Origin of the sequence: Brevibacillus borstelensis (genome assembly GCF_003710865.1) — a bacterium.
Lineage (GTDB): Bacteria > Bacillota > Bacilli > Brevibacillales > Brevibacillaceae > Brevibacillus > Brevibacillus borstelensis.
Genome location: NZ_RHHO01000031.1, coordinates 88,803 through 114,212 on the forward strand (window position 1 = coordinate 88,803; position 25,410 = coordinate 114,212).

The following is a 25,410-nucleotide window of genomic DNA, read 5'->3' on the forward strand; positions in this document are numbered from 1 at the left end:
GAACCGTCATGTTGCTTACTTTCCACTCACAGATCGATAACCAAGGAGGAGAGAAACCATGTTTGCAGACAAAATGATTTTGAGAATACCAGGTCCTACCCCGATCCCGCCCCGTGTCCAACAAGCGATGAATCAGCCGATGATCGGCCATCGCAGCGGACAATTTTCCGATTTGTTTGCCAGTACGGCAGAGCGGCTGCGTCCCTACTTCGGGACATCGGGAGACGTCTTTATCCTGGCCGGCAGCGGTACGAGCGCACTGGAAATGAGCGTGGTGAATACGCTTCAGCCTGGCGAAGAGGCCGCCGTACTGGTCAGCGGCGCATTCGGCGAGCGTTTTGCCAAAATTTGCGAGCGATACGGCATCGTGGTGCATCGCCTGGAGGTTCCTTGGGGCGAGGCTGTCACAGCAGAAAAGCTGGCGACGTTCCTGGCGAATAAACCGTCTGTGCAAGCGGTATTTGCAACATATTGCGAAACCTCAACAGGGGTACAAAATCCAATCCGCGAGCTTGCACAAGTCGTTCGCGAAAAATCCGATGCCCTCTTTATCGTCGATGCAGTCAGCTGCCTTGGCGCGGTCGCTTGCGAAATGGACGAATGGGGCGTAGACATCGTGGTTACCGGCTCGCAAAAGGCATTCATGCTGCCTACGGGACTTGCTTTTCTGGCAGCGAGCAAGCGGGCATGGGAAGTGATTGACAGGAAAAAGCCACTCGCCTTTTACCTGGATCTCAAAGCGTACCGGAAGAGCTTCGCTGACAAAACAACTCCGTACACACCAGCCGTCTCGCTCGTTTTTGGCCTGGCAGAGGTATGCAATATGCTCGAGGAAGAGGGATTGCCGGCGATCATCAAACGTCACGAGCTCATGCGTGATATGACCCGTGCAGCGATGCGTGCGCTGAACATCCCATTGATGGCCCAGGATGAATTCGCTGCCGCTACCGTTACTTCTTGCCATCCGCAGGATGCATTCGACCCCGAGCAGTTGAGAAAGGTGCTGAAAAATCATCACAACATCGTAATTGCCGGCGGTCAGCAGCATCTGAAAGGAAAGATCTTCCGCATCGGCCATATGGGTTATTGCGAACCGCTTGATGTCCTTCAGGTCGTTGCCGCCATTGAATTGTCGCTTCGCCAAATCGGCGCTCCCGCAGAATTGGGAGCCGGTGTAAAAGCTGCCCAGGAGGTGCTCCTTACTCATGTATAAAGTATTGATTACGGATCCGCTCAGCGAATACGGCATCCAACAGCTGTTGGACGCACCAGATGTAGAAGTTGTCCGCAACACAAGCCTCTCCCCTACCGACCTGCTAACGGTCATCGGAGAATACGATGCGCTGCTCGTTCGCAGCCAGACACAGGTCACAGCAGAAGTGCTGGCAGCCGGCAAACGCCTGAAGGCTGTCGGACGCGCCGGTGTCGGTGTGGATAATATTGATGTCAATGCAGCTACGGAAGCCGGTGTCGTCGTCATCAACGCACCAGACGGAAATACGATCTCTACTGCGGAACACTCTTTTGCCATGCTCATGGCTGTCGCCCGCAATATTCCGCAAGCCTACCGAAAACTTGCTGACGGCACGTGGGATCGGAAAAGCTTCCAAGGTGTTGAACTGAACAACAAAGTGCTGGGTGTCATCGGCATGGGACGTATCGGGACCGAGGTAGCCAAAAGGGCAAAAGCGTTCGGGATGACCGTGCTCGGTTACGATCCATTTCTGACTGAGGAGCGTGCCCAAAAGCTGGGTGTTGCCAACGCAACGGTGGACGAAATTTGCCGCCAGGCTGATTTCATTACCGTCCACACTCCGCTGACAAAGGAAACGCGCTACCTGATCAGCAGCAGAGAATTTGCCAAAATGAAGAATGGCGTTCGCCTGATCAACTGCGCACGTGGCGGCATTATCGACGAAAAAGCACTCTACGAAGCGATCCTGACAGGAAAAGTAGCCGGAGCCGCGCTTGACGTATTTGAAGTGGAGCCGCCTGTCGACAACCCGCTGATCGGACTGCCCCAGGTAGTCGTAACGCCACACTTGGGAGCATCCACTGTCGAGGCGCAGGAAAACGTCGCTGTCGACGTATCGGGGGAAATTTTGAAGGTGCTTCGCGGCGAGCCGTTTAAAAATGCGGTCAACCTGCCTTCCATGCCGCCTCATGTAATGGAGCGCCTCCAGCCTTACTTCACCTTGGGCGAAAAACTGGGTCATTTCCTGGCTCAAGTAACGGTTGGTTCTGTTCAGGAAATAGCCATCACATACAGTGGAGAATTGACCGACGTCGACACTGCTCCACTCACCCGGACAGTCGTGAAAGGCGTGCTTTCGTTCCACCTGGGCGAGGAGGTCAATTTCGTAAACGCGCCTCTGCTCGCAAAGGTTCGCGATATCACCGTCACCGAACAAAAAGCGGCTCAGAACAAAGGTTTTACCAATCTGTTGACCGTTACGCTCAAAACGACTCAGCAGTCGCGCAAGGTCGCCGGCACCCGGCTCAACGGTTACGGAGCGCGCATCGTGAAAATCGACGAGTTTGCCATCGACGTGGCTCCAGAAGGCTATCTGCTCTACATTCACCACAACGACCGTCCCGGTGTCATCGGGCGCGTCGGTTCCATCCTCGGTGAAAACGGCGTCAACATCGCCACGATGCAGGTAGGACGCCGTGACATGGGCGGCGATGCGATCATGATGCTGTCTGTGGATAAACCGATTACCGCCGAACTGTTGGACACAATGGGCGAACTTGCTGAAGTGAAAAGTGTGACCCAAATCGAGCTGTAGCCGCCTTATGCTTGCTTTTCCATCCACACGGCCTGGTCTATTGACCAGGCTCTTCCTTTACCCATATTAAAGTTATCGTTATAATTATATCCAGACTAATCCATTCACCGAGAGGAGATTCTTATGGCCACACAAGCGATAATCGCAATCGGCATCTTTTTGGTTACATATGCCTTCATTATCAGCGAAAAGCTTCACCGTACCATTGTCGCCATGTTTGGCGGAATCCTGATGATCCTGTTTGGCGTCATCGATCAGGAGCAGGCCGTGCATCACATTGATTTCAACACCCTCGGCCTTTTGATCGGCATGATGATCCTTGTCGCCATTACAGCGCAAACAGGCGTGTTCAAGTACATGGCGATTCGTGCTGCCAAGGCCGCGAAGGGAGATCCCCTGCGTATCCTGATCTATCTGAGTCTCATTACAGCAGCCGCATCTGCTTTCCTCGACAACGTGACGACTGTTCTGCTGATCGTACCGGTCACATTCAGCATTGCAAGACAACTGCAGGTCAATCCTCTCCCCTATCTGATCTCGGAGATCATTGCCTCGAACGTCGGAGGAACGGCAACGCTGATCGGCGACCCACCGAACATCATGATCGGAAGCTCTGTGCCTGAGCTGGATTTCATGGCGTTTCTGACAAACCTGGCTCCAGTCGTTATCGTCATTATGATTGTAACCGTTTTCTGTTTTGCTCTGATCTATCGAAAGGATCTCAAGACGACGCCGGAACTGAAAACAAAAATTATGAGCCTCAATGAGCTGGATGAGATCACAGACTCCAAGCTGCTCAAAAAATCGCTCACCGTCCTTGGACTTACGATTGTCGGCTTCATGCTCCACGGAATGCTGCATCTCGAATCCGCAACGATTGCCCTTACCGGCGCCTTCCTGCTCCTGCTCATCACTGGTGAGCACTATTTGGAAGAGGCTATCAGCAAAGTGGAATGGACAACCATCTTCTTCTTCGTAGGTCTGTTCGTACTCGTCTCCGGATTGGTGGAAACAGGCGTAATCGCGAAGCTGGCCGCAGAAGCGATCAACCTGACTGGCGGAGATGCCATGAAGACTTCGTTTTTGATCCTCTGGTTGAGTGCGATTGCATCGGCGTTCGTCGACAATATCCCGTTTGTCGCCACGATGATTCCGATGATCAAGGAGATGGGCGCACTGGGAATTACCAATCTGGAGCCGCTCTGGTGGAGCCTGGCATTGGGTGCGTGTCTCGGCGGCAACGGTACGCTGATTGGCGCGAGTGCAAACGTGATTGTGGCCGGCTTGGCGGCCAAGGAAGGACATCACATCAGTTTCGTCGGCTTCCTGAAGGTCGCTTTTCCGCTGATGATCATGTCCATCATCCTGTCGCACGCATACATTTTCCTGCGCTACTTTTTCTAATAAGGAGGATCGGGTATGGTTGCATATACGTTTGATCAGTCCCTGATCGAGATTCAGGAAACGGAAAATGAAAACGATGTTACCTTCTCCATCGAAGTGAAGTCCGAAGACATGCGCAATCGTCTGAAGCAGATTCGCTCCTATTTTGAGGACAACAAGGACTATACCGATGCCTTTTTCTACTCCCGTCAAGGCGGCTCTTACGAAGTGATCGTGCGTAAGGATGCGGTTATTCCTTTCCTCGTACAAGCCTTCCGCTTCCGCTGTCTGGAATCTCTTCAATGGAAGTAATCAACGAATTTCACTATTAATTGAAAGCAATTGATTGAAAGCATACGAAAAGCCGGTTCTCTGCGACCCGGCTTTTTTTATTTTTTCACGCATTCGTCATCGCTTGCGATGAGTCCCAAGCAACCTTTTTTTACTGTCTGACTGCATCCATGCAGCGCCGCGACGCAAGCTGGGAGACGGCTGGAAATGACCCTAACAGCCCCTGATCCTCATTTAAAAAGCCCCGCCAACCACTGCTGACGGAGCCAAACACTTGCCATTATTCAAGAATCGAGAGAATGTCGCGAACATCGTCTAAAATATAGTCCGCTTTTGCGCTTTCGAATTTGCTCCGTGCCGCCTTTCCGGACAAACCTGTCAGTGTTGCAGCAAAACGGCATCCCATCGCCTGTGCAGCCAGCATATCTGCGGGGGAATCTCCGACGATCAACACTTCGTCCCCGTTTGGAACAGGCAGTGCAAAGCTATGAACTTCGCTGTTTGGCGTATCCAGGCCGAGCAGTCCTTTTACATAGCAGAATGGATGCGGCTTGGACAAAGGCGCGTGGGCCGGTGATTCCTTTTCTGCTTCCAGCACATGTGTCGCCGTCACGACACGGTTGGGATCAAACCACTCCAGCAGCTTCAGCTCTCCCAGCGGCACGTGCGTTTCGATAGACGGACGGCCTGTGCCGATTCCCAATGTGTAGCCCTTCTCTTTTAGTGTCCGGAACAGCTGAATCATCTCTTCCGGGCTGACAATCGGGATTTCATCATTCAGAAAGCCTTTCTTGCCGGGCTGCATCGTTTCACGGCCAATCGAAGCCGCGATACGGTCATCACCCAGGTACCACTCCTGAAAGGTCTCCTGGCAGAGCTGCCAGAGGTCGCTGTTTCTGGAAAAGACGTTGGTGACGACACCACACCGTTCGCGGGCGATCTGGTTGAGATACAGGAGCATTTCCGCCTTCTGGGCATTCCCGCGGGAAAAGTCGGTAGTAAACTTCGCATACTCGATCGCAAAGTCCGGAGCGTACTCTTTCGCCCATTCAGCCAGACGCGCCAGCTCTGCACGATTGATTTGTCCAGTCAAAAGATCGGTGACCTTTTGGCCCAATTCCGCTTTCAGCCGCTCACAGAGTCTGATGATCTGGTAGGCAACAGTCAAGTAGACCATATCCCAGTTGGAGTTGATCCCTCGCGACTTGATGAAATTGAGCACTTCGTCATTCGCAAAAACGAGTTCGCGGACGCGGCGGATGTCTTTTTCTTCCGGTGAAGCGGTAAAGATATCGCCGCTCAACCCGAGATAGAGAGGGCTGTGCAGAAATTCCCACACGGTTAACGCCGAGGCGTCAAAATAGCGCTCTTCGCTCAACATAACACCGTCTACATCAAACAGGATGGTTTTGATCATTCTCTCTCACTCCTCTAAATTATTTCTGTTTCTGTTTGTCAGGCAGGGCTATCGTAAAGGTCGTCCCTTCTCCCAGCTTGCTCTGTACGCCAATCGTGCCTCCGTGCGCCTCGACAATGTTCTTGGCGATTGCCAGGCCCAGACCCGTCCCCCCGGCTTTTCCCCGGGTGCGAGCCTTGTCTGCCTTGTAAAAGCGTTCGAAGACAAACGGAAGGTCTTCCTGGGGAATGCCGCTGCCTGTATCGTTTACTTCCAGGAGGAGTGTCCGATCGCCGCGCGCCCGCAACGTGACATTACCGTTCTCCGGGGTATGGCGGATCGCGTTGTCGATCAAATTGGTCAGCACCTGCTCCATTTTGTCCGGATCGATCCAGATGCTCGTGACAGATGTGTTGATTTCCAGGAGGAGGTGAATCTTTTGCTCCCTGGCCAGATTGACAAACTTGCGCTGAATCCGTTCCAGATACGGGCTGACCTCGACCTTTTCCAGCGAGACCTCCACATGGCCGGCCTCCATCCTTGCCAGATTGAGAAGCTCATTTACCAGCTTGGTCATGCGTACGGACTCGTCGTAAATGATCTGTGCCAGTTCCTTGTGCTCCTCGGGGGTAGCGGCGATGTCATCCACGATCGCTTCGCTATACCCTTGAAGCATCGACAGCGGCGTTCGCAGCTCATGTGAAACATTGGCCACGAAGTCATTGCGCATCTTGTCCAGCTTGCGCTCACGGGTCACCTCGCGGACGACGGCAACCGCCCCGCGGATTTGCTCGCGATCCGTGAGCGGAATCATCACCAGTGACCAGATTCGCCCCTGTGCCGGGATTTCATCTGTCACTTCCTGCCCTGTCTGTACAACCATTTGATAGAACGGGAACAATGGGATAGGCTCGTCTGGATGCTCATAAGTCCAGTCCCGCAAAAAGTGCTCGGCCGGAGGGTTCGTAACGGCAATTTTTCCTTGCTCGTCGATCATGATGACACCGTCAACCATGCTCCTCAAAACACTTGCGAGCTGTTCCTTTTCCTTGGACAAGGCGTCGACCAGCTTGTTCAGATGACTAGCCATGCTGTTGAAAGAAGCCGCCAACTCCCCGATCTCGTCGTTCGTGCGGATGGGGATTTCGGCATGGAAGTCGCCTTCCGCGATGCGGTGGGCTGTCTCTTTCATCTGCCGAAGCGGAAAGGTAATCCGCGAAGACAGGAAGAAGGCAAAGACCGTTGTCGAAATAAAACCGATCACGCCTACTACGAATATCAGCTTTCTGACTTCCTTCACGGTATCGTCAAAATCTTCAATCGCCTGATACATAACAAGTGCGCCCTGCTTGTCCTTCGACAGCTCGATCGGAACAGCCACAGCCAATAGCTGCACGGCTCCATTTCGGTCCGCCGGATTGTGCGAAAAGATAATTCGTTCAGGCGTATGGTGCTTGCCCTGCAGCGCTTCGCCCAGCTTCAGCTCCGGCGCTTCCAGCAGCTGCTCAACAGGGATAAACGAAAAATCGTTTCCCTCGCTCGCCCCGATCGGCTTCCCTTTTTCGTCCACCATGATCAGTCCGGTGCGATGCACGGCGGAAAAGCTGGCTGCTACTGAGAGAGCCGTCGTTTTATCGGTATAGGCCGACAAGGTTTGCGAGAGGCCTTCTGCCACGTTTTGCAAATTTTTCGTTTGTCGTTGAAAGTAAAAGCTGTCAAAGGACTGTACGATCATCAGACTGAACAGCGTCAGAACAAGAGCGAAAAGCGCGATGATGGTCATCCATAGTTTTCCAACTACGCTGCGAACAATATCCACTTACTTTGGCACCTCAAGCTTGTAGCCGACGCCCCAGACCGTCGCGATCATCTGTGCGGCTGCCGGCGACACGCGGTTCAGCTTTTCCCGAAGCCGTTTGATATGCGTGTCCACTGTGCGCAAATCGCCAAAAAACTCGTAGTGCCAGACGTCTTTCAGCAGCTCTTCGCGAGTGAACACCTTGTCGGGTGAAAGCGCCAAATAATGCAGCAGCTCGTATTCCTTTGGTGTCAAGCTGACCTCCTGTCCGCTTGCAATCACCTTATGCGCGTCGTGATCAATCGTCAGCTCCGGAAAAACGAGAACGGAGTGGCTGTTATAGGTCTCTGTCTTGAGATAAGCCGTTGCTGAAGAACGGCGGAGGATCGCTTTTACACGATAAACGACTTCACGCGGGCTGAACGGTTTGATCACATAGTCATCTACGCCAGCCTCGAAGCCGTGAACGCGATTCGTTTCCTCGCCTTTTGCCGTAAGCATGATGATCGGCGTCGCTTTTCGCTCGCGGATCTTTTGGCATACTTCAATTCCATCCATCCCAGGCAGCATCAGATCAAGCAAAATAATATCGTAATCGGATGTCAAAGCCATCTCCAATGCCTGTTCGCCGTTATCGGCCTCGTCAATCAGAAAAGATTCGCGCTCCAAATACATTCTCAGCAGGCGACGAATGCGCTCCTCGTCGTCAACGACCAAAATGCTTGCTGTTTTTTCCATAAGATCACCTCGTGGCTCCCTTTAAATTCGATCTGTTTCAACAACCGGATGATAGTCTAAAAAGCTGGCATCAAAACCAGCTTTTTAGACATCCAGTTTTCCCTTACACGCCTGCGTAAGAATGCAATCCGGCAATCACCAGATTGACGACGACAAGCGTTATTAGAATGATGACAAATCCGATGACAGACATCCAGGCGGATTTCGCCCCGATCCATCCCCGCGACAAGCGCAAATGCAGGTATGCGCTGTAGAACAGCCATACGATCAGCGCCCATACCTCTTTAGGGTCCCAGCCCCAGAAGCGTCCCCAGGCTTCTTCTGCCCAGATCATCGCGAAGATCAAGGCGCCCAGCGTAAATACGGGGTATCCGATACTGATCGCCCGGTAGCTGATCTCATCGATCAACTCGGGGTCAATGTCTTTGACGGCTGGCTGCATAGCCGCCCCCAACCGTTTGCGCAGGATCAAGCGCAATCCCCCGTACAAAACCAAACCGGAAATCACGGACCAGATCATCGTGTTGAGCTTTCGAGCCGCGTCTTTTCCTTCCATCCAGCTCGGAGCTGTAAACAGCGGTGTCATGGGACCTGCCTGGATAATCTTCGATCCTTCCGGAGCGACGATTGCAGGCAGCGTATACTCTACCTTCATTTTCTCCATTTCACCCTGAAAGTTCAATTGTTCTTTTGGCAATTCGAATACTGTTTTGTGATCCAGGCGCGAAAAAGTAGATTCCATACCGATAAAGCCCACCAGCATCATGACGACTGCCAGAACAATTTCAAGCCAGCGCGTGCTTTTGGTAGCCGCTTCTTGCGGTACCGTACGCACCAGATACATCAAGCCTGCGGCAAAGCCGACAGCGAGAATCCCTTCTCCCAAAGCTGCCGTCGTCACGTGAATATGCAGCCAGTAGCTTTGCAGAGCAGGAATCAAAGGCGTGATTTCCTTTGGAAAAACGTAGGAATAAGCAAGCATGATAACACCGAGCGGCAGAACGAACGCGCCGATCACGGTAAGCTTGTAAATACGATAAATAATCAGATACGCAAGGATAATACAGTAATCCAGGAAGGCCATAAATTCAAACATGTTGCTCGTCGGGCTGTGGCCCCCTGCGATCCAACGGAAAATGACGTACCCGGTCTGGGCGATAAAGCCGATGAGCGCCAGCCAATAGGCGATCCGGCCGTATTTTAATTCATGCTGCTTGGGATCGCGTCCCGCCCAATTTTTCCCCGTCATGGCTACGACAAAAACGATGGACGCCAACACGTACAGCACGAAAGCAATATCCAGCAACCAATCACTTAATTGTACAAGCTGCACGTCTAAAAACCTCCTCAAAGCTGTTTACGCTTTTGATTTATCTTCGATCGCAATCGGCAGTTTGGCTTGCTCGATCATCGCCCCCGCCTCCTGTTTCAAACCGTACCAGTTCTTGTTGGTATGTCCGGCCAACATGACTCTGGTGCCATGGAACTGGAGCCAGATGCGTCGGTGCTGCCAAAAGAATCCCATCGCCACGCCGATCATGAAGATAAAGGAGCCGAAATAGATGAGCGGAACAGCCTTGTCCTTGCGAACCATCAAACCGCTGATGTCGATCAGATCCGGCATTTTTATTTCAAGTGTATAGCGGGAGTCGTCTTTTTCCGTAATAATCGATCCGCTCAGATAGACCAGCTTTTCTGAAGCGTTGTCCGCCTCCGAGACAACCTCGAGCGCAAACATCGGGTTTTTCGGCAAATTCGTCTGGGTCGCCGGCTTCCCGTCTTTTCCCATCACAAAGTCAGGGAAGTAATCCAGGACGCGAACCTTGACACCATCTGCGACCTGTTGCTCAGCCGGGACATTGTAGAGATCCAGCTTGATCGGTCCGATCTCCTTGTTGCCGGCCTTTTTGTCGACCAGAACAAAATTCAAGGCTCCCAGCTGCATTTCCTGAACGCCAGTTTGATAAAGGGCCAGTCCTTCGTGTTCCATCGGGTGGTTGACGATGATCGGACCGCTTTTGATCTCGACCAGATCCGGGTTGGCCCCTGGCAGATCAGCATTTTTGTTGAGGTAGAGGATGGCGTCTGTCTGGTAACTCTTTACGACGGCTCCGCCTTTGAGATCCAGCTCCTGAGCCATTTCCTCCTCTTTCCAGTACTCTGTGTGATACTGAACATTTTTGACGTAGTACGGCGTGTCCGGGATCGCTATGGTCTGCCCTTCGCGTACCCAGACGAATTCGTCCAGATAGAAGCCCGGGACATTCCGAAGCAGCACACCAAGCAAGAAGATGATCAGACCGATGTGGTTGATGTACGGGCCCCATCGGCTGAAACGGCCCTTTTCCGCCATCATCGCTTGATCGTTTTGGAAAATCCGGTATCCCTTTTTCCGCAATGCTGCCGAAGCGGCTTCCACCAATGCGGCGGAGTCTGTTTCTGCAGGCAATTCGGCTTCGCCGTAAAATTTCTGTCCTTTCAAAAAGGACTTGTGCTGATTGACGCGCGGTTTGCTCAGCGCCTTGTACAAAGGGATAACCCGGTCCAGACTGCAGATCACAAGCGACGTACCCAGCGCTACCAAGAGCGTGACGTACCACCAGGATGAGTACATATTGTGGAAGCCCAGGGTATAGTAGATCGTTCCCAGCTTTCCGTATGTTTCGGTGTAAAACCTCGCGACGTCCGGCTCTGTCGGAACCGGAACAGGAATATATTGCTGTTGGGGGAAAACGGTTCCAATTGCCGAAGCGACTAAAATAATAACGATAATGCCGATAGCAACCTTTACCGAGGAGAAGTAGTTCCAGATACGGTCGATGATGGTCCGGGAGTACGTCTGTGAACGGCGAGCCATCCCTTCATAGCGCATGTCCGGGAACGATGCTTCTCCTTTGATCTCCAATTCCAGCGGCCTGCCGCACGACTCGCAGAGCATGGTTCCGACCGGATTGGCATGACCGCATTCGCATTTTATCTGATCCATATTGCTCCTCACTTAGGCAAGATTTTTGCCACTTTTTGTGTAATCATGTCCTCGTTGAGCGGTCCCAAAAAGATTTCCTGCACCTTTCCATCCGGGTCGATGAAAAATGTGCTGGGAATTGGAACGATTCGATAGAGCTTGGTAATCTCCGATTGCTTATCCATCAGGATCGGGAACGTAATCCCGAATTGCTTCGTAAACGGCTCAACTGTAACAGGAGATTCTCCGATATTCACCCCGAGGATGACCAAGCCTTTGTCCTTGTAAGCCTCATACTGCTTCTGAAGATCTGGCATCTCTTTTTTGCATGGTTCGCACCAGGTACCCCAGAAGTTGAGAATGACGCCTTTTCCTCTGAAATCCGACAACGTGACAGCCGGGCCGTTCAACTGCTCCAGGCTGAAGTTGGGGGCTTCCTTCCCTACTTTGACTGCATTGGGGTCCTTGACGAAACTGGTATAAACGGCGAAGACGAGCGCCGCCAGCAAAACACCCAGGATCGCCACCCTGATGTATGTACGATTCTTTTTGTCCATTCTGCCCTAGCTCCCATCCTGCATCTTTTGGGTAACCAGATAAACGGTTCGGCGGTATGCAGCTCTCGTTTGTTACCCATATTTCCCTTCTATTATAGCCTTGCTTTTTTTTCTGACAGCCTACAACATATGAACAGATTTTGAACGTCGCAAAAAACGGCTTAACGATGCCGTTTCCTTCTTTTTGGACCCGCCGAAAGTCCGCTCTTTATTTTCTCTACCTCAGCAGAAGTAAGCGGGCGATACTGCCCCGGCTGCAAGCCCTCCAATGTCAAAAAACCCAACTGGATGCGCTCCAGACTCAATACCGGATGGCCTATCGCTTCGCACATCCGGCGCACCTGCCGATTTCGTCCTTCGTGGATGGTGAGCTCCAGCAGTGAACGGTCACGAGCCGAAGTTGTTTTCAGCAGCTTGGCCTGTGCCGGCGCGGTCATTCCGTCCTCCAGCCTGATCCCGCTCTCGAGCTGGCTCACTTTCTCTCTGGCAGGAACCCCTTTGACCCATGCCCTGTACACTTTGTCCATCTCATAGGAGGGATGGGTGAGCATATGAGCCATTTCTCCGTCGTTCGTCAAGAGCAGCAGACCTGACGTATCGTAATCGAGACGCCCGACTGGATAGACGCGCTCTTTGATTCCTTTTAGCAAATCGACCACGACCCGTCTTCCCTGCGGATCCGAGACGCTGGTGATGTAGCCGGTGGGCTTGTACAGCAAGACGTATATCTTCCTTTCGAGATGCACCAGCTTTCCATCGACCTTGATCTTGTCGTTATCCGGATCAACCCGTGTCCCCAGTTCCTTCACGATCTGACCGTTGACTTGAACCCTGCCTTGGACGATCAGCTCCTCGCAATGTCGACGAGAGGCAACTCCTGCATTTGCCAGCACCTTCTGTAAACGTTCCATGTCGAATCACCTCTACAACATCATACCCATTCTTACCAGTGTGGACAAGAACAACGGAAAATCTCCCTGCTGGTTTGCAAGTTTCTTCAAGTGGGTTGACAACGAGGCATAAATATATTAGAGTTTAGTTAAGTTAACTTAACCATATAGAAACAGGAGCTTGTTTATCATGACAGATACTAGCGTAAAATTGCGAGAAACACCTATCAGAAAGCTTTTCATTTCGTATTTGATTCCCTCTGTCCTCGGCATGCTGCTGATGTCGATCAATATCGTCGTCGATGGCATCTTTGTCGGGCACGGTGTGGGACCTAACGGTTTGGCCGGGGTCAATATCGCGGTCCCCGCTTTCTCTATCTTTCTCTCCATCTCACTCTGGATCGGGATGGGCGGGGCTACCATGTACTCGATCGCTCTGGGACAAAATGAAATCAAGCAAGCGAGAACGATCTTTTCTCACGCCATAGCACTTGCTGTTTTCCTCGTAGCTTCCATTACCGCCCTTTGTCTATGGAAGCTCGATGAGATTGCCTATCTGTTCGGAGCAAACGAAGTCATCCTTCCCTACGTTCGGGATTATTTGACTGTGCTCCTGGCCTTTGGCTTTGTCTACGTACTGGAAAATATCTTGAGTGTCTTTGTCCGCAATGACGGAAACCCGACTCTTTCGATGGCTTCATTGATCGTCACAGCGATCCTGAACATTTTGTTCAACTATGTGTTCATTTTCATTTGGGGCATGGGTGTGAAAGGGGCGGCGGCTGCTACGGTCCTGTCTGCGGCAGTCGGCTTTCTCGTCTTGCTGACCCATTTTCTCAGAAGGAGCAGCACTCTGCGGGTCGTTGCCTTCCGCTTGCAGCCGAAAATCTTCAAAGACATCCTGAGCATCGGATTTCCCAGCTTTGTCGCTGAAGCGTCGACAGCAATCGTGACCATCGGGTTCAACATCGCTTTCATGAAAGCGATGGGTGAAACTGGTGTCGCTTCCTACGCGATCGTGAACTACATCCACGCCGTCATGGTTCTGTTGTTCCTGGGCATTGGCGCAGCGCTGCAGCCGATCGCCAGCTTCCATTTTGGAGCAGGTCTTTTCGGAAGGCTGAAAAAAAGCCTGAGGCTCGGTGTGCAGACCGCCTTGGTTGCCGGAGTTGTCGCCGTCTGCTGCGGATTTGTATTTGCCGGCCCGCTCGTCAATTTGTTCGACGTCCAGTCTGAAGAGCTCTTTACTCTTACGGTAAAAGGGATAGGCATGTTCTTTCTGGCGTACCTGTTTCTCGGATACAACCTGGTTTACGCCGAATATTTCCAGTCTATTGGACAAATAAAAAAATCGCTAGTGATCATTGCCAGCCAGGGATTGCTTCTCGTCCCTCCGTTTCTATGGCTGTTCCCGAAATGGTTTGGAGTAGACGGGATCTGGTTTGTCTACCCTGCCGTTCAGGCAGTTACCGCTCTCGCAGTTGTTTTCATAAACCGATTGCAACAGCCGGTGCCGACCAGTCCTACTGTCGCTGCAGGCTGGGGCAGCAAGCAATGACCGCCACGTCGCATTGTCTTCGTTGCTGATGATGTTTCAATGGAAAGCCTGTACGAACCATGACCTTATCGTTACAATAATAAGGATGGTTATGTTCTTCACTTATGCCGTTCATTCTACTTTTCTCAGGAGTGTTGCGGATGTTCGAGCAATATCAGCAGGTAACAACCGAATTGCACAAGGCGATTGACGAGTTTAACGCCTTGATTTTAAACGATACCAAAGAGCTGGATCAGTATAAGCTGACTGCGCAGCAGGAGATTATCATGCTGCAAATCATTCAAAGGGACGAGATCACCTCCAATGAGCTGGCCAACAGCTTCAACATCTCCAAAAGCGCAGTCAGCCAGGTCATCTCGAAGCTGGAAAGCCGCCATCTGATATACCGCCAGCCCAATCCCGCGAACAAGCGCGAGTTTTTTCTCAAGCTGACCGCAGAGGGTGAGCAGTATAAAAAGGTACTTGAGTCGATCGATATGCGACTCATCAATAGCTACTATTCAAAGGTCGATCTCGACGAGCTTCAGCAGGTCGTACGAACGATGAAGAAGCTTGTCGATATAGCAAAAACGGTCAATCAGCGCAGTTAACCGCATGTCACCTCGCTTGATCATCCAGGACGAAAAAAGCCAAACGCTCTGCAGCCTTCAGAGTGTTTGGCTTTTCTTTTAATCAGACAAAACACGGATACATCAGCGTGCAGCGAAGCATTTTATCCAAACACGTAGGATACGATCACCAAAGAAAAAATGACCCCGGCCAGGTCGGACCATAGACCCACGCGCAGAGCATAAGCGGAATTGCGAATGCCCACCGCTCCGAAATAGACAGTCAGCACATACAGGGTCGTATCTGTACTTCCTTGCATAGTCGCTGCCAATCTTCCCAAAAATGAGTCCGGGCCGTACTGTGCAATCATATCCGTCGCTACGGCAAGCGATCCTGTCCCGGTAATCGGACGAAGCAAGGCGAGCGGGACGATTTCCTCCGGGACATGCAGCAGCTCCAGCAGCGGCGACATCAGGGAGAGCAGCCATTCCAGCGCACCCGACTCGCGAAACATCGTGACAGCTACCATCATCGCAACCAAGTGGGGCAATATCCGGACTGTGGTGGTCAGGCCCCCCTTTGCCCCGTCTACAAACGTCTCATATACAGGAACGCTCCTGCTCCAGCCATAAACCAAAATAAAGGCGATCATGACCGGGATAGCCCACAGAGAGATCATGGAAATCCATTGGTACATGGCTGCGCCCCCTTATCTTGTTTTGCGTTCGTGACGGTAGCGGTACAGGCGGTCGAGTGTGAGGGCGACAACAGTAGCGCCAAAGGATGCAAGCAAGGTCGTGCCGACAATTTCTACAGGATTGGCTGAGCCGTATTGCATGCGAATGGCAATCATCGTCGTCGGTATCAGCGTAATACTGGCGGTATTAATCGCAAGCAGCGTACACATGGCAGGAGTGGCCTTCTGCTTGTCAGGGTTCAGCTTCTGAAGCTCTTCCATCGCCTTCAGTCCCATGGGAGTAGCGGCATTTCCCAGCCCCAGCAGGTTGGCGCTCATATTGGACAGAATGTATCCCATCGCCGGATGGCCTTTCGGCACGTCGGGAAACAGGCGGCTGATAATGGGCGAAAGCAGCCTGGCCAGCCCTTCCAAAAGGCCGCTCTTCTCCGCTATCCGCATCATCCCCATCCAGAACGCCAGGACACTCAACAGGCCAAAGCAGACGGTCACCCCCGTCTTGGCACCCTCGAAAGCCGCCTGGTTCACCGCTTCGATCCGGCCGTTGAGCGCACCAACGACGATACTGATCACGATCAAGGCAAGCCAGATGTAGTTAAGCACTCCACATTCCCCCTGCGATGATCTTCCATACCCTCTCCCAGAAGGTTGGATGATGGCCGCTTTTCGCCATGGTCGGCGAGTCGCCCAGAACCGCGAGCGGAACCTGCCCGATCTGCCGGTCGCCGATAAATATTTGCAAAAAGCCGGCATGACTCCCCGCGACCGCTTGGCTGACCTGCTTCTCGGTCAAGACAACCTTTTTCTTGATCTGTGCGGTTTCCTCTTTTCGCAGCGGATAAATCCATTCGTTGAGCGCCGCCAGCCTGATCCCCTGGCCCCTGTCGGACAACGCTGTCTCCACGATCTCCCCTTTTTCTACCACGGTGACATTGGAAAACTGCTGAAAGCCCCAATCCATCAACGCCATCGAATCATTCCAGTCATCCGGTGCATTGAGCGTAATCGTTGCCAACTGCCTTCCGTCTCTGGTCGCCGAGGATGCGAGACATCTTTTCGCCAGCTTGGTATAGCCTGTCTTCACGCCGTCTGCGCCCTGGTACAGATGGAGCAATTTGTTCTTGTTTTGCAGCCGGCGGTCGTACTCCTCGCCTTCCCAGGAGATGTTTTTTACTTTCGTGGAAACGATCTGCCGAAAGACGGGATTTTTCAGCGCATAGGCGGACAGCTTTGCCATGTCTTCCGCTGTAGAGTAGTGCATGTTGCTGTCATCAAGTCCATGCGGATTGGTGAAATTGGTGTGACTCATCCCGATCATGGCCGCTTTCTCGTTCATCAGGTAGACAAAACCGGGCACCGAACCGCCAATGTGATGCGCTACAGTAACCGCTGCATCATTTCCGGAGCGAAGCATCAGTCCGTACAGCAGTTCCTCCAGCGTCAGCTTCTCGCCATTTTTCAAATAAATCGAGGAGCCCTCCACGCCGACAGCTTCCTTCGGCACGCTCACGATATCCTCCAACCGGCCGTTTTCAATCGCAACAATGGCTGTCATCGTCTTCGTCAAGCTGGCAATCCTCATTTTTTTCGAACCGTTTTTGGAATACAGAATCCGACCGCTGGCTACATCGATCAGGGCTGCCGCTTCCGCTGAGATTCCGGGTGCTTTGGATGCGGCTTTCACACTTGCGATATTCGGCGTCCCTAGCAGGAAAAAAAGAAAAACGACGAGCGCGCCGGACAGATATTTCCGTACGTTCATAACGTCCTCCCCATTTTGCGATACCAGTGTTTGTACCAGTATATGGGGACGAGTTATTCAATAGTACCGAATCTGTCCTGGACGAAGCTAGTCGTTTACGGGTTCTTCCGGGCTGCCAAAGAGTGCTGCAGCCTCCATTCTCGCTTCTTCAATATTTAAACTGACCGGCGGTTCCGGCAAATCGCTCAGTTCGCGCAGCCCGAAATGCTCGAGAAATTCTTTCGTCGTGGCATACAAGATGGGACGCCCTACGCCTTCGGCTCTGCCAGCCTCCCGGATCAACTGCTTGGAGAGCAGCGTATTCAGCGCCTTCTCGCATTTTACCCCGCGAATTTCCTCGATTTCCGAACGCGTAATCGGCTGTCTGTAGGCCACGATTGCCAGCGTCTCCAAGGCTGCCTGGGAAAGGGTCGACTGACTGGGGGAAGTAGCGAGTCGTTCAAAGTAGGGAACATGCTCAGGCAGTGTCGTCAATTGATACGCTCTGGCTACCTCGACAATTTGGATCCCTCGCCCGGCTCGGCGAAAATCCGCCTTCATATCCTCGATCAGATCGACAATCGTCTCTTCGGGCACTTCGACGATTTCGCTAATTTGCTTGGCGTCGATTCCCTCATCGCCCGAAATGAACAGCAGCCCCTCAATGACGCCTTTCAGCTTGTCGTAATCCATCAGCTAAAGGCCCCCTTCTTTCGATTGTTCACAGATCATGATGTCATGAAACAGCTTGGTTTGTACGCATGTAATGTGCTTGGACTTCATCAGCTCCAGCAAGGCGAGAAATGTCGTGACGATTTCCGTGCGCGTGGCATTCGCTGAAAACAACTGAAAGAAACGAACCATCCCTCCGCCAACCTTCAACAATTGGCGGATTTCCTGCATCCTGTCCTTGATCGAAATTTCATCACGGGATACTTTGGCCACCGGGTCTGTCTGGGTTACCCTTTTTACCAGCTTCTCCAAGGCGTGAAGCAGATCGTACAGCGTTACGTCCTTCACCGTATTTTCCTCTTCGCGCACATAGGGGGCCAAATTTTCCGCCGGACGGGTGAACACCTGGTTGCGGCCTACTTCCATCTCACGCAAATTCTCCGCCAGCATTTTATATCGCTTGTACTCAAGCAGTCGCTGAACGAGCTCTTCGCGGGGATCGATCTCTTCCATTTCCATATCCAGATGAGGCTGGAAGACATGCTCTTCCTTGCGCGGCAATAGCATCTTGCTCTTGATCGACAACAGCGTCGCTGCCATTACCACGAACTCGCTGGCCACGTCCAGCTGAAGCTCTTGCATCGTGTCGATCGTCGCCAAGTACTGCTCGGTGATCTCCGCGATGGGAATGTCGTAAATATCCACTTCCGCCTTGTCGATCAGATGCAAGAGGAGGTCAAGCGGCCCTTCAAAGGAATCAAGTTTGATGCTGTAAGACACGACTTCTCCCTCGTTTCTTGACTAGAACAGCGCTAAAATTGAAAAAGCAATTTCTTCCACGCTCTTCAGGGCTAATTCCAGCGGCACTCCCAGGATCAGCCCCCTGATCGCAGGCAAGAAAATTAACAACAGCAACAGCCACGGGCCGTAAATCTCCCATTTGTAAAAGAAGCTGTCCCACCGGCGCGGCGATAAAAACCGGACGATCTTCGACCCGTCCAGCGGGTGGATCGGCAGCAGGTTAAATACAAACAGCGCGCAGTTGATGACCACACAGTTGACGAGCGTCAATCTGATGGCGAGGCTCATTTTGTCGCTCATGTCCAGCAGTACGCCGGATTGCATCACCACGACGAAAATGACCATGAAAAAGACGGCCAAAATAAAGTTCACGAGCGGTCCCGCCGCTGCAACATAGACGATCCCCAGCCGTTTGTTGCCGCGAAAGTTAATCGGATTGAACGGTACGGGCTTGGCCCAGCCAAAAGGACCGAACAAGATCAAAATCAATCCGAAGGGATCGATGTGCGGAACAGGGTTTAGCGTAAGACGCCCCATTTGTTTCGCGGTGTCGTCTCCCAGTTTCCAGGCGACAAAGGCGTGTGCCCATTCATGCAACGTAAAGGCGATGACAAATGCAATCAGGCGAAAGGGCACCGTCTCCCAATCAAAGTGAAACAAATTCCCAAAGTCCATTCCGTTCTCCTCCGTAAAAAGGCTATCTTCTAGCATACCAGCAGAGCGCCGGGCTTACAAGCCTGTCTGTTCGCGGAGGAGAAGGAATCAAGCCGAGACTGGCGCCAGGAATTTGACGAGAAGCACGAGAAAAAGACTGATCCCGAAGCCGAGGAACACATTTTTCCAGCGGATCATGACAAGTACACAAATGACGCTTGCTCCCGCATACAACGGATTAAAGGTCCACTCCCCTCCCTTGACAAACAGGGAGGGAAAAATCAAAGCAGCGAATATGCCCAGCGGAATCATGTCCAGGCCGTTTTTAAGCCGCGCAGTGAAAAAAGACTCCGGCAAGGTAAGAAACGCCCTGCGCGTAAAATAAGTCACGATGCCCATCGCCAGGATTAGCAAAAACATACGCAAATCGCCGTTCATCCCGCTTTTCGCTCCTCTCCTTGCGCTCCCTTGCCTCCGTCTGCGGGCTTTCGGATAAATCCGACTGCAAATGCGAGCAGTCCGGCTCCCAGGACATGCAGGCCGCTGGTTGAGGCCATGCTCAAAAGACAGGCCACAGCACCGCAGCCGAGGAAAATCGCTACGCGGATTGGCGAAGACAGCATGCCGACTGACAGCGCAAGAAACATGGCGGTGAAGCTGTACTCAAGCCCAAACCTTTGCGGGTCCGGCAGCAAGTACCCGAACAAGCTGCCCAGCCATGTACCCAGCGCCCAGAACAAATGCAGAAAAAGGCTTACGGATAAAATGTAGGACTTGTCGAAGCCGTACTGCTGAATCCGGTTGTAGGTGATCGCATACTGTTCGTCTGACAGGAAAAACGCGATGAGATCGGCAAATCTTTTGTTTTGCCTGGAATAGTAGGGAGCCAGAGACATCGCCATAAGAAAATGCCTCGAATTCATGAAAAAGGTGACCATGACCATCGTCCAAAAGCCAGCCCCTTCCACCAGCATGGGCAGAACCGCAAATTGCGACGAGCCCGCATGTACAAAAAAGGACATCCATACGCTTTCTGCTGTGCTCATGCCAGTCTGCAGAGCCAGCATGCCGAATATCCCGCCAAAGACCAGAAAGCTCATGCCGACGGGGACGGAATCCCGGATTCCTTGCTTCCACGAGGCCATCTGTTGTTGCTCGTTCATCAGCTTTCCACCGCGGCCGGCAGCACGGCCCTTACTTCCATCCGCTTGTTGTTTTTCCCTTTGCTTTTTATATCGGTGATCACCAATGACCCGATTTCACTCGTTCGCTTTACATGCGTGCCCCCGCAAGCCTGCTCATCGATTGAGCCGATCGCCACAAGCCGCACCTCACGGACGGCTGGAGGCAGCAGGCTGATCATCGTTTTGATCATGCCGGAAGTCGCCTCGGCCTCCTCCCTGCTGACAGTCCGGTACGTGATCAGATGATCTTCGGCAATGATGCGGTTCGCTTCTCTGACAATCTCCTCCACCTCTTCTGAGGACAAGTCCTGCAATTGGTTGAAATCAATGCGCGCACGCTCGGGATATATTTGGTTTCCGGTGCAAAGAGCGCCGTATTTTTCATAAACGACCGCTCCGAGCACATGCAGCAGACTGTGATGCCGCATCAACCCGTACCGGCGCTGCCAGTCGATCTTTACTACTGCCTCTCCTTCGTTCAGCGTCTCGGCACCCTTTACGTAATGAACGATTTGGCCAGCTTCCTTTTTGACCTGATAGACTTCATATGCGTGCCCATTTTGCATCAATACACCTGTATCGCATTCCTGGCCCCCGCCAGTCGGATAAAAGATGGTCTGATCCAAAATGACTTTTTCGCCGTCTACCCGTTTTATCAAAACGGTGCATTCCTGATTGTAGCTGTCCTCCAAAAACAATGTCTGGGTCATTTCTGTTTCCTCCTGTTTATGAAGTTAGTATACTAACGACTAATATAGTGCCGGTAAAAAACGGTTCACTCTTCCATGAACCGCTTGCCGGTCACTACCTCGGACAAAATCCGATTGCTGCGCCAAAGCTTTTCCAGTTTTTCAGAGCCAAATTCTCTCGTCAGCTCTTCGATCATGATGTCATGCCTGATGTACTCGACTGCAACCTGAACGAGTGCAGGATCGGTCGTTTTGACAGCCCATGCCACGCCCTTTTCCGAAAAGTGGGCAATGACCACTTCTTCTCCGTCCCGAGCCGCGATCGTCAGTCTTCCGCCCATCCGCTCCTCAACCACTTCTGGCGGCATATAATTGTGGTGGAAGGTACTCCCCAAGCGTTTATCCTCGCTGCCGAACAGGATCGAGTAAACCGAAACGCCCCGCTTCAGCAGTGTCTGCACGCAAGGAAGCAAAGCCTCGTACTGCTGCTCCCAGACCGACAGCCAGCATTCCTGCTTGCTTCGCTCCATAACGGCCAGCATCTCGTTTAACACTGCCTGCTTGCCTCGAATATGCCAGATCACGTCCATTTCCGTCGTATTTCCTACAGAATCCAAGGCCTGCTCCAGGTAATCGAGCGTCTCTTCCATGCCTTTTCGCAGACGGCCAATCAACTCCTTGGCAGGGACTGGAGCGTATTTGACCGGATCGGAAGGAACGGTGTGAACGGCCTCTCTGTCCAGCAGCTTGCCGAGCACCTCATAAATCATCGAACGGGGCACTCCGGTACGCTTGCTAAGCTCGTATCCGGTAACCGGCGACCCTTGCAGCAAGCCGACATAAGCTTTGCACTCGTACAAGGAAAAGTTCAGTTTTTGCAGTTCTCTGTAGATTTCTTCCATGATTGCTCCGTTAGTAGTTTGACTTATAACTACTATTTATCACAAACCGCCAATATATGTCAATCCTTGATTCGGTCTTCTTGGTTGATTGCAGCCTCGGTATATTCTGCTGGCCGGTCTTCATAAAAAAACCCGCGTCATCGATTCGCGGGTTTTGTGCCACATTCGGCGTTTTTTATTCAGAAATCGTTACTTCCTTCATTTTGTCGCCCTGCTTGATTTTGTCTACGTGCTCCATGCCTTCCACCACTTGTCCGAAAACGGTGTGAACGCCGTCCAGATGCGGGAAAGCATCGTAGCAGATGAAGAACTGGCTGCCGCCTGTGTCCTTGCCTGCGTGAGCCATGGACAGAGCGCCGCGAACGTGTTTGTGCGGGTTTCCTTTGGTTTCGCATTTGATGGTGTAGCCAGGGCCGCCAGTACCAGTGCCATGCGGGCAGCCGCCTTGGGCAACGAAGCCAGGGATTACGCGGTGGAACGTCAGGCCGTTATAGAAACCCTCTTTGGACAATTTTTCAAAGTTGGCTACCGTGCCGGGCGCTTCCTTTTCAAACAGCTCCAGCTTTACGGTTCCGCCGTTTTCCAATTCGATTGTTGCATACTTGCTCATATGTAAGGACCCCTTTCAGTCTCGAAATATGTACGACTACGATTATACGCGAATCAGACAAAAAAGGAAAACAGTAGATCAAAGGTGCAATGCCCCGAGCGCAGTGACACGCTTATTTCCCTGACACACCGCGGACAAGCAAGCAGTTCGAATATCCGACAGAATGCCTTAACACTCCCGGACTGCGTCAGAAAAACTGACCCCGTGCTCCTCCGCTTTGTCGGCGACAAATACGGTTCCCGGAATGCTTTTGGCGATTTTTTTCATCGCAGCGGCTTGCTGGGCGAGCTCCTCGACACTGCCAAATCGTCCTGGTGAAAGCCGCACACCTGCCATCGACATCGACAGTCCATTCGCGTCTGTGAGATTGCGCCTGTGATAAATATCTAAGAAATAGGATGAAAACGCCTGGATTATGAAAGCAGTCATCGCATCCAGACAATTTGGCGTTGTCATGACGATGAAATCATCCCCGCCGATGTGTCCGAGAAAATCGCGCTCATTGCCATAGTGCTGCACCGCTTCCTTTAACAGTCTGGCCGTTCTCACGATAATTTGATCGCCCACTTCAAACCCGTAGCGATCATTGAACCATTTGAACCTGTCCAGATCACAGTAAATGACGACCTGCTGCTCGCTTCTTTTGATCCTCGCCTGCAGCTCCCGTTCGATCTGGACGTTTCCCGGCAGCCCTGTCAACGGATTGGCAGAGCTGGCCATCTCGAGCTTGATGGACGCCATTTTATCAAGCAAGCTCTGAACCGTAATAATTCCGATGTATTCCCCATTGTCACCGGTGATCACCACGACGTCGTAGAGGTGATAGGCATCCCGGGCCATTGCCCTTTTGGACACCTCATCTATCTGGTCGTCTTTTTTGACCGTGAGCGGATTCGTATTCATGATTTGCGAAATCGGCCGTTCATAGTAAAGTGCGATCCCGTATTGCCCTCCCAAAATTTGATAGAGCTGAAATCGCATCACCAGCCCGATCGGTTTGCCTTCTTCCAGCACGACGACACTTTCGATTCGCTGGTTCTGTTCAAAGATTTGATGGACCTGACGCACTTTTGTCTGTTTTCCCACACAGATCGTCTTGGTCACAATGTCAGTCATGACGGGGGCGTGAATCCGCGGCTCCCGATCTGTTTTGGCGCTTGCTTCGCGGACACGGCGAAGAAAATTCATGGCCTGGCCCGAGATGTGTGCCATCCCTTTTGCCGGAGATCCGAGATAGAAGCCTTGTCCGTATGTAACCCCCAGCTCCATCAGCGACTCCAGCTCCCGTTCCGTCTCGATGCCTTCGGCGATGATTTTGCACTTCACCTTTTCAGCGAATTGCACAATCGTTTCCAGCAGCGCCTGTTTGATCGGATCGACGTCAATATTGCGGATGAGCGACATATCCAGCTTGATGAAATCGGGATAGATTTCGGTGATGGATTCCAGACTGGAATAGCCCGCTCCGGCGTCGTCGACCGCCACCAGATACCCCTTTTTCCGGTATTCCTCGATAATTTTGCGAAAGACGCTGTAATTGCTGATGGCATGCCGCTCGGTAATCTCAAGTACGATATTATGCGGATTCAGCTTGGTCTGCTCCAGCAGCTTGATCAGGTCCCCGCGCAATAAATACGGGTCGTCAATCGCTCTCGGATCAATGTTGATAAACATCTTTTGGTGCGGCTTTAGATATCGGAGATGCTCCAATGCCCGCTTCCTGCAAATATGCTCCAGCCGAAACACGGTATCCGTCTCCTCGGCATAGCCAAACAAGGCAGCGGGAGAGAAAAAAGGCGTGTTCTCCGGTCCTCTGGCCAAAGCCTCCCACCCGAGCGGCATGCCGTCCCGCAGGTCGACGATCGGCATGAACTGCGTGTGAATGTCTTCATCCTGCAGCAGCTTGTGGTACTGTGTCACGAATGTATACTTCTCAGAAGAAATCCCGTATTTCGCCATGTGGACGGCATGCTTGACAGACGTGTACATCTCTTTGACGACGTCCTGGCCAGGAAATGCCGCATAGCCGATATGCACCCGCAGGTCCTCCCGGTTGACAAAGCTCACATGCCGATTGAGCTGCAATTCGGCCTGCTCCTGAAAGCTGATCGAGAGAAGCCGGCATTCCTCCTCATGGGAGCCTTTCGGAAAGGAAACATAGATGGCAAAATCGTCTCCCCACAGCTTTTGAATGGCTAATACCCGCCCCTTGATCTCCAGTACATCCTGGCAGACCGTGGGCAGCGTCCGCTCAAATATATGCAGCACTCTTTTCGCGATCAAATCCCCATAGCGATTTTCGATGTCCGTCAATTTGACGATGTCTACGTAAAACAGGACGACCGTCGCACCGTTGCCCACTTCCTCGGCAATCATCGACGTGATCGTTCGACGTTTGTCCAGAGCGAAGACGGAAAATCGGCGGAATCGCTTTCGCAATTTAGACCACATCATGGCTCTTGCCTCCTCGCCCCCTCATTATGACAAGGGACTCTTAAGGCCATGTAAAGAGTTAATGAACATTTTATAAATGCAGCAGTCTTGAG

The 25,410-nt window shown here is 52.1% G+C and carries 25 protein-coding genes; 6 read left to right on the top strand and 19 right to left on the bottom strand.

From position 1 onward, the window contains the following. Positions 1-58 precede the first annotated feature (58 nt). The 4 genes from EDM54_RS14880 (at position 59) to EDM54_RS14895 (ending at position 4,484) form a co-directional block, all read left to right on the top strand. Positions 59-1,213, top strand: a complete 1,155-nt coding sequence (locus EDM54_RS14880; protein WP_031933253.1) for a pyridoxal-phosphate-dependent aminotransferase family protein — start codon at positions 59-61, stop codon at positions 1,211-1,213. Further along, on the top strand, positions 1,206-2,789 hold the full coding sequence (gene serA / locus EDM54_RS14885; protein WP_031933252.1) for a phosphoglycerate dehydrogenase: 1,584 nt from the start codon (positions 1,206-1,208) through the stop codon (positions 2,787-2,789). The genes EDM54_RS14880 and serA overlap by 8 nt, the downstream gene beginning before the upstream one ends. A gap of 123 nt (positions 2,790-2,912) precedes the next feature. Further along, complete coding sequence (locus EDM54_RS14890; RefSeq protein ID WP_122958407.1) at positions 2,913-4,193, top strand: ArsB/NhaD family transporter; 1,281 nt, start codon at positions 2,913-2,915, stop codon at positions 4,191-4,193. Positions 4,194-4,208: 15 nt separating this feature from the next. Next, positions 4,209-4,484, top strand: coding sequence for a hypothetical protein (locus tag EDM54_RS14895; protein ID WP_122958408.1), 276 nt, complete (start codon positions 4,209-4,211; stop codon positions 4,482-4,484). 259 nt (positions 4,485-4,743) lie between these two features. Here EDM54_RS14895 and EDM54_RS14900 read toward each other — a convergent pair whose 3' ends face one another. From EDM54_RS14900 to EDM54_RS14930, 7 genes are all read right to left on the bottom strand, one after another. Continuing rightward, complete coding sequence (locus EDM54_RS14900; RefSeq protein ID WP_122958409.1) at positions 4,744-5,880, bottom strand: HAD family hydrolase; 1,137 nt, start codon at positions 5,878-5,880, stop codon at positions 4,744-4,746. A 19-nt stretch (positions 5,881-5,899) separates the two neighbouring features. Then, positions 5,900-7,678 (bottom strand): ATP-binding protein, encoded by a 1,779-nt coding sequence (locus tag EDM54_RS14905; RefSeq protein ID WP_122958410.1) that lies wholly within the window; start codon positions 7,676-7,678, stop codon positions 5,900-5,902. Beyond that, complete coding sequence (locus EDM54_RS14910) at positions 7,679-8,395, bottom strand: response regulator transcription factor (protein ID WP_003387153.1); 717 nt, start codon at positions 8,393-8,395, stop codon at positions 7,679-7,681. It lies immediately after the preceding gene. A 103-nt stretch (positions 8,396-8,498) separates the two neighbouring features. Further along, complete coding sequence (ccsB, locus tag EDM54_RS14915) at positions 8,499-9,728, bottom strand: c-type cytochrome biogenesis protein CcsB (protein ID WP_003387154.1); 1,230 nt, start codon at positions 9,726-9,728, stop codon at positions 8,499-8,501. Positions 9,729-9,752: 24 nt separating this feature from the next. After that, positions 9,753-11,381, bottom strand: coding sequence for a cytochrome c biogenesis protein ResB (resB, locus tag EDM54_RS14920; protein ID WP_003387155.1), 1,629 nt, complete (start codon positions 11,379-11,381; stop codon positions 9,753-9,755). Between the two features lie 8 nt (positions 11,382-11,389). Continuing rightward, positions 11,390-11,917 (bottom strand): thiol-disulfide oxidoreductase ResA, encoded by a 528-nt coding sequence (gene resA, locus EDM54_RS14925; RefSeq protein ID WP_031931834.1) that lies wholly within the window; start codon positions 11,915-11,917, stop codon positions 11,390-11,392. Between the two features lie 161 nt (positions 11,918-12,078). Beyond that, positions 12,079-12,828 carry a pseudouridine synthase gene (locus tag EDM54_RS14930; protein ID WP_003387157.1) on the bottom strand — a complete coding sequence of 250 codons (750 nt, stop codon included), beginning with the start codon at positions 12,826-12,828 and terminating at the stop codon, positions 12,079-12,081. A gap of 169 nt (positions 12,829-12,997) precedes the next feature. Here EDM54_RS14930 and EDM54_RS14935 point away from each other — a divergent pair, with 169 nt between their 5' ends. Together EDM54_RS14935 and EDM54_RS14940 are read left to right on the top strand one after the other, a co-directional pair. Next, on the top strand, positions 12,998-14,365 hold the full coding sequence (locus EDM54_RS14935) for an MATE family efflux transporter (protein ID WP_031931833.1): 1,368 nt from the start codon (positions 12,998-13,000) through the stop codon (positions 14,363-14,365). Between the two features lie 140 nt (positions 14,366-14,505). Then, positions 14,506-14,955 (top strand): MarR family winged helix-turn-helix transcriptional regulator, encoded by a 450-nt coding sequence (locus EDM54_RS14940; protein WP_031931832.1) that lies wholly within the window; start codon positions 14,506-14,508, stop codon positions 14,953-14,955. 122 nt (positions 14,956-15,077) lie between these two features. Here EDM54_RS14940 and EDM54_RS14945 read toward each other — a convergent pair whose 3' ends face one another. The 12 genes from EDM54_RS14945 to EDM54_RS15000 all read right to left on the bottom strand — a co-directional run bounded on the left by EDM54_RS14945 (position 15,078) and on the right by EDM54_RS15000 (position 25,315). Next, the gene (locus tag EDM54_RS14945; protein ID WP_003387161.1) at positions 15,078-15,611 is read right to left on the bottom strand and encodes a spore maturation protein; all 534 of its coding nucleotides are present in this window, start codon (positions 15,609-15,611) and stop codon (positions 15,078-15,080) included. A gap of 12 nt (positions 15,612-15,623) precedes the next feature. Beyond that, positions 15,624-16,214, bottom strand: a complete 591-nt coding sequence (locus tag EDM54_RS14950; RefSeq protein ID WP_003387162.1) for a nucleoside recognition domain-containing protein — start codon at positions 16,212-16,214, stop codon at positions 15,624-15,626. Beyond that, on the bottom strand, positions 16,207-17,373 hold the full coding sequence (locus EDM54_RS14955) for a D-alanyl-D-alanine carboxypeptidase family protein (RefSeq protein WP_024984928.1): 1,167 nt from the start codon (positions 17,371-17,373) through the stop codon (positions 16,207-16,209). The genes EDM54_RS14950 and EDM54_RS14955 overlap by 8 nt, the downstream gene beginning before the upstream one ends. 87 nt (positions 17,374-17,460) lie before the next feature. Then, positions 17,461-18,045 carry an SMC-Scp complex subunit ScpB gene (gene scpB, locus EDM54_RS14960; protein ID WP_003387165.1) on the bottom strand — a complete coding sequence of 195 codons (585 nt, stop codon included), beginning with the start codon at positions 18,043-18,045 and terminating at the stop codon, positions 17,461-17,463. 3 nt (positions 18,046-18,048) lie between these two features. Next, the gene (locus EDM54_RS14965) at positions 18,049-18,804 is read right to left on the bottom strand and encodes a segregation and condensation protein A (RefSeq protein ID WP_003387167.1); all 756 of its coding nucleotides are present in this window, start codon (positions 18,802-18,804) and stop codon (positions 18,049-18,051) included. 21 nt (positions 18,805-18,825) lie between these two features. Beyond that, positions 18,826-19,500, bottom strand: coding sequence for a site-2 protease family protein (locus EDM54_RS14970; RefSeq protein ID WP_003387168.1), 675 nt, complete (start codon positions 19,498-19,500; stop codon positions 18,826-18,828). Positions 19,501-19,587: 87 nt separating this feature from the next. Further along, positions 19,588-19,917, bottom strand: a complete 330-nt coding sequence (locus EDM54_RS14975) for a branched-chain amino acid transport AzlD family protein (protein ID WP_003387169.1) — start codon at positions 19,915-19,917, stop codon at positions 19,588-19,590. After that, positions 19,914-20,642 (bottom strand): AzlC family ABC transporter permease, encoded by a 729-nt coding sequence (locus tag EDM54_RS14980; RefSeq protein WP_003387170.1) that lies wholly within the window; start codon positions 20,640-20,642, stop codon positions 19,914-19,916. The genes EDM54_RS14975 and EDM54_RS14980 overlap by 4 nt, the downstream gene beginning before the upstream one ends. Next, complete coding sequence (locus EDM54_RS14985; RefSeq protein WP_003387171.1) at positions 20,642-21,373, bottom strand: alanyl-tRNA editing protein; 732 nt, start codon at positions 21,371-21,373, stop codon at positions 20,642-20,644. The genes EDM54_RS14980 and EDM54_RS14985 overlap by 1 nt, the downstream gene beginning before the upstream one ends. A 65-nt stretch (positions 21,374-21,438) precedes the next feature. Next, complete coding sequence (locus EDM54_RS14990) at positions 21,439-22,254, bottom strand: TrmB family transcriptional regulator (protein WP_122958411.1); 816 nt, start codon at positions 22,252-22,254, stop codon at positions 21,439-21,441. 175 nt (positions 22,255-22,429) lie between these two features. Next, positions 22,430-22,864: a peptidylprolyl isomerase gene (locus EDM54_RS14995; protein WP_003387173.1), complete on the bottom strand. Its 435-nt coding sequence runs from the start codon at positions 22,862-22,864 to the stop codon at positions 22,430-22,432. A gap of 168 nt (positions 22,865-23,032) precedes the next feature. Then, positions 23,033-25,315 (bottom strand): bifunctional diguanylate cyclase/phosphodiesterase, encoded by a 2,283-nt coding sequence (locus EDM54_RS15000; RefSeq protein WP_031931826.1) that lies wholly within the window; start codon positions 25,313-25,315, stop codon positions 23,033-23,035. Positions 25,316-25,410: the final 95 nt, after the last annotated feature.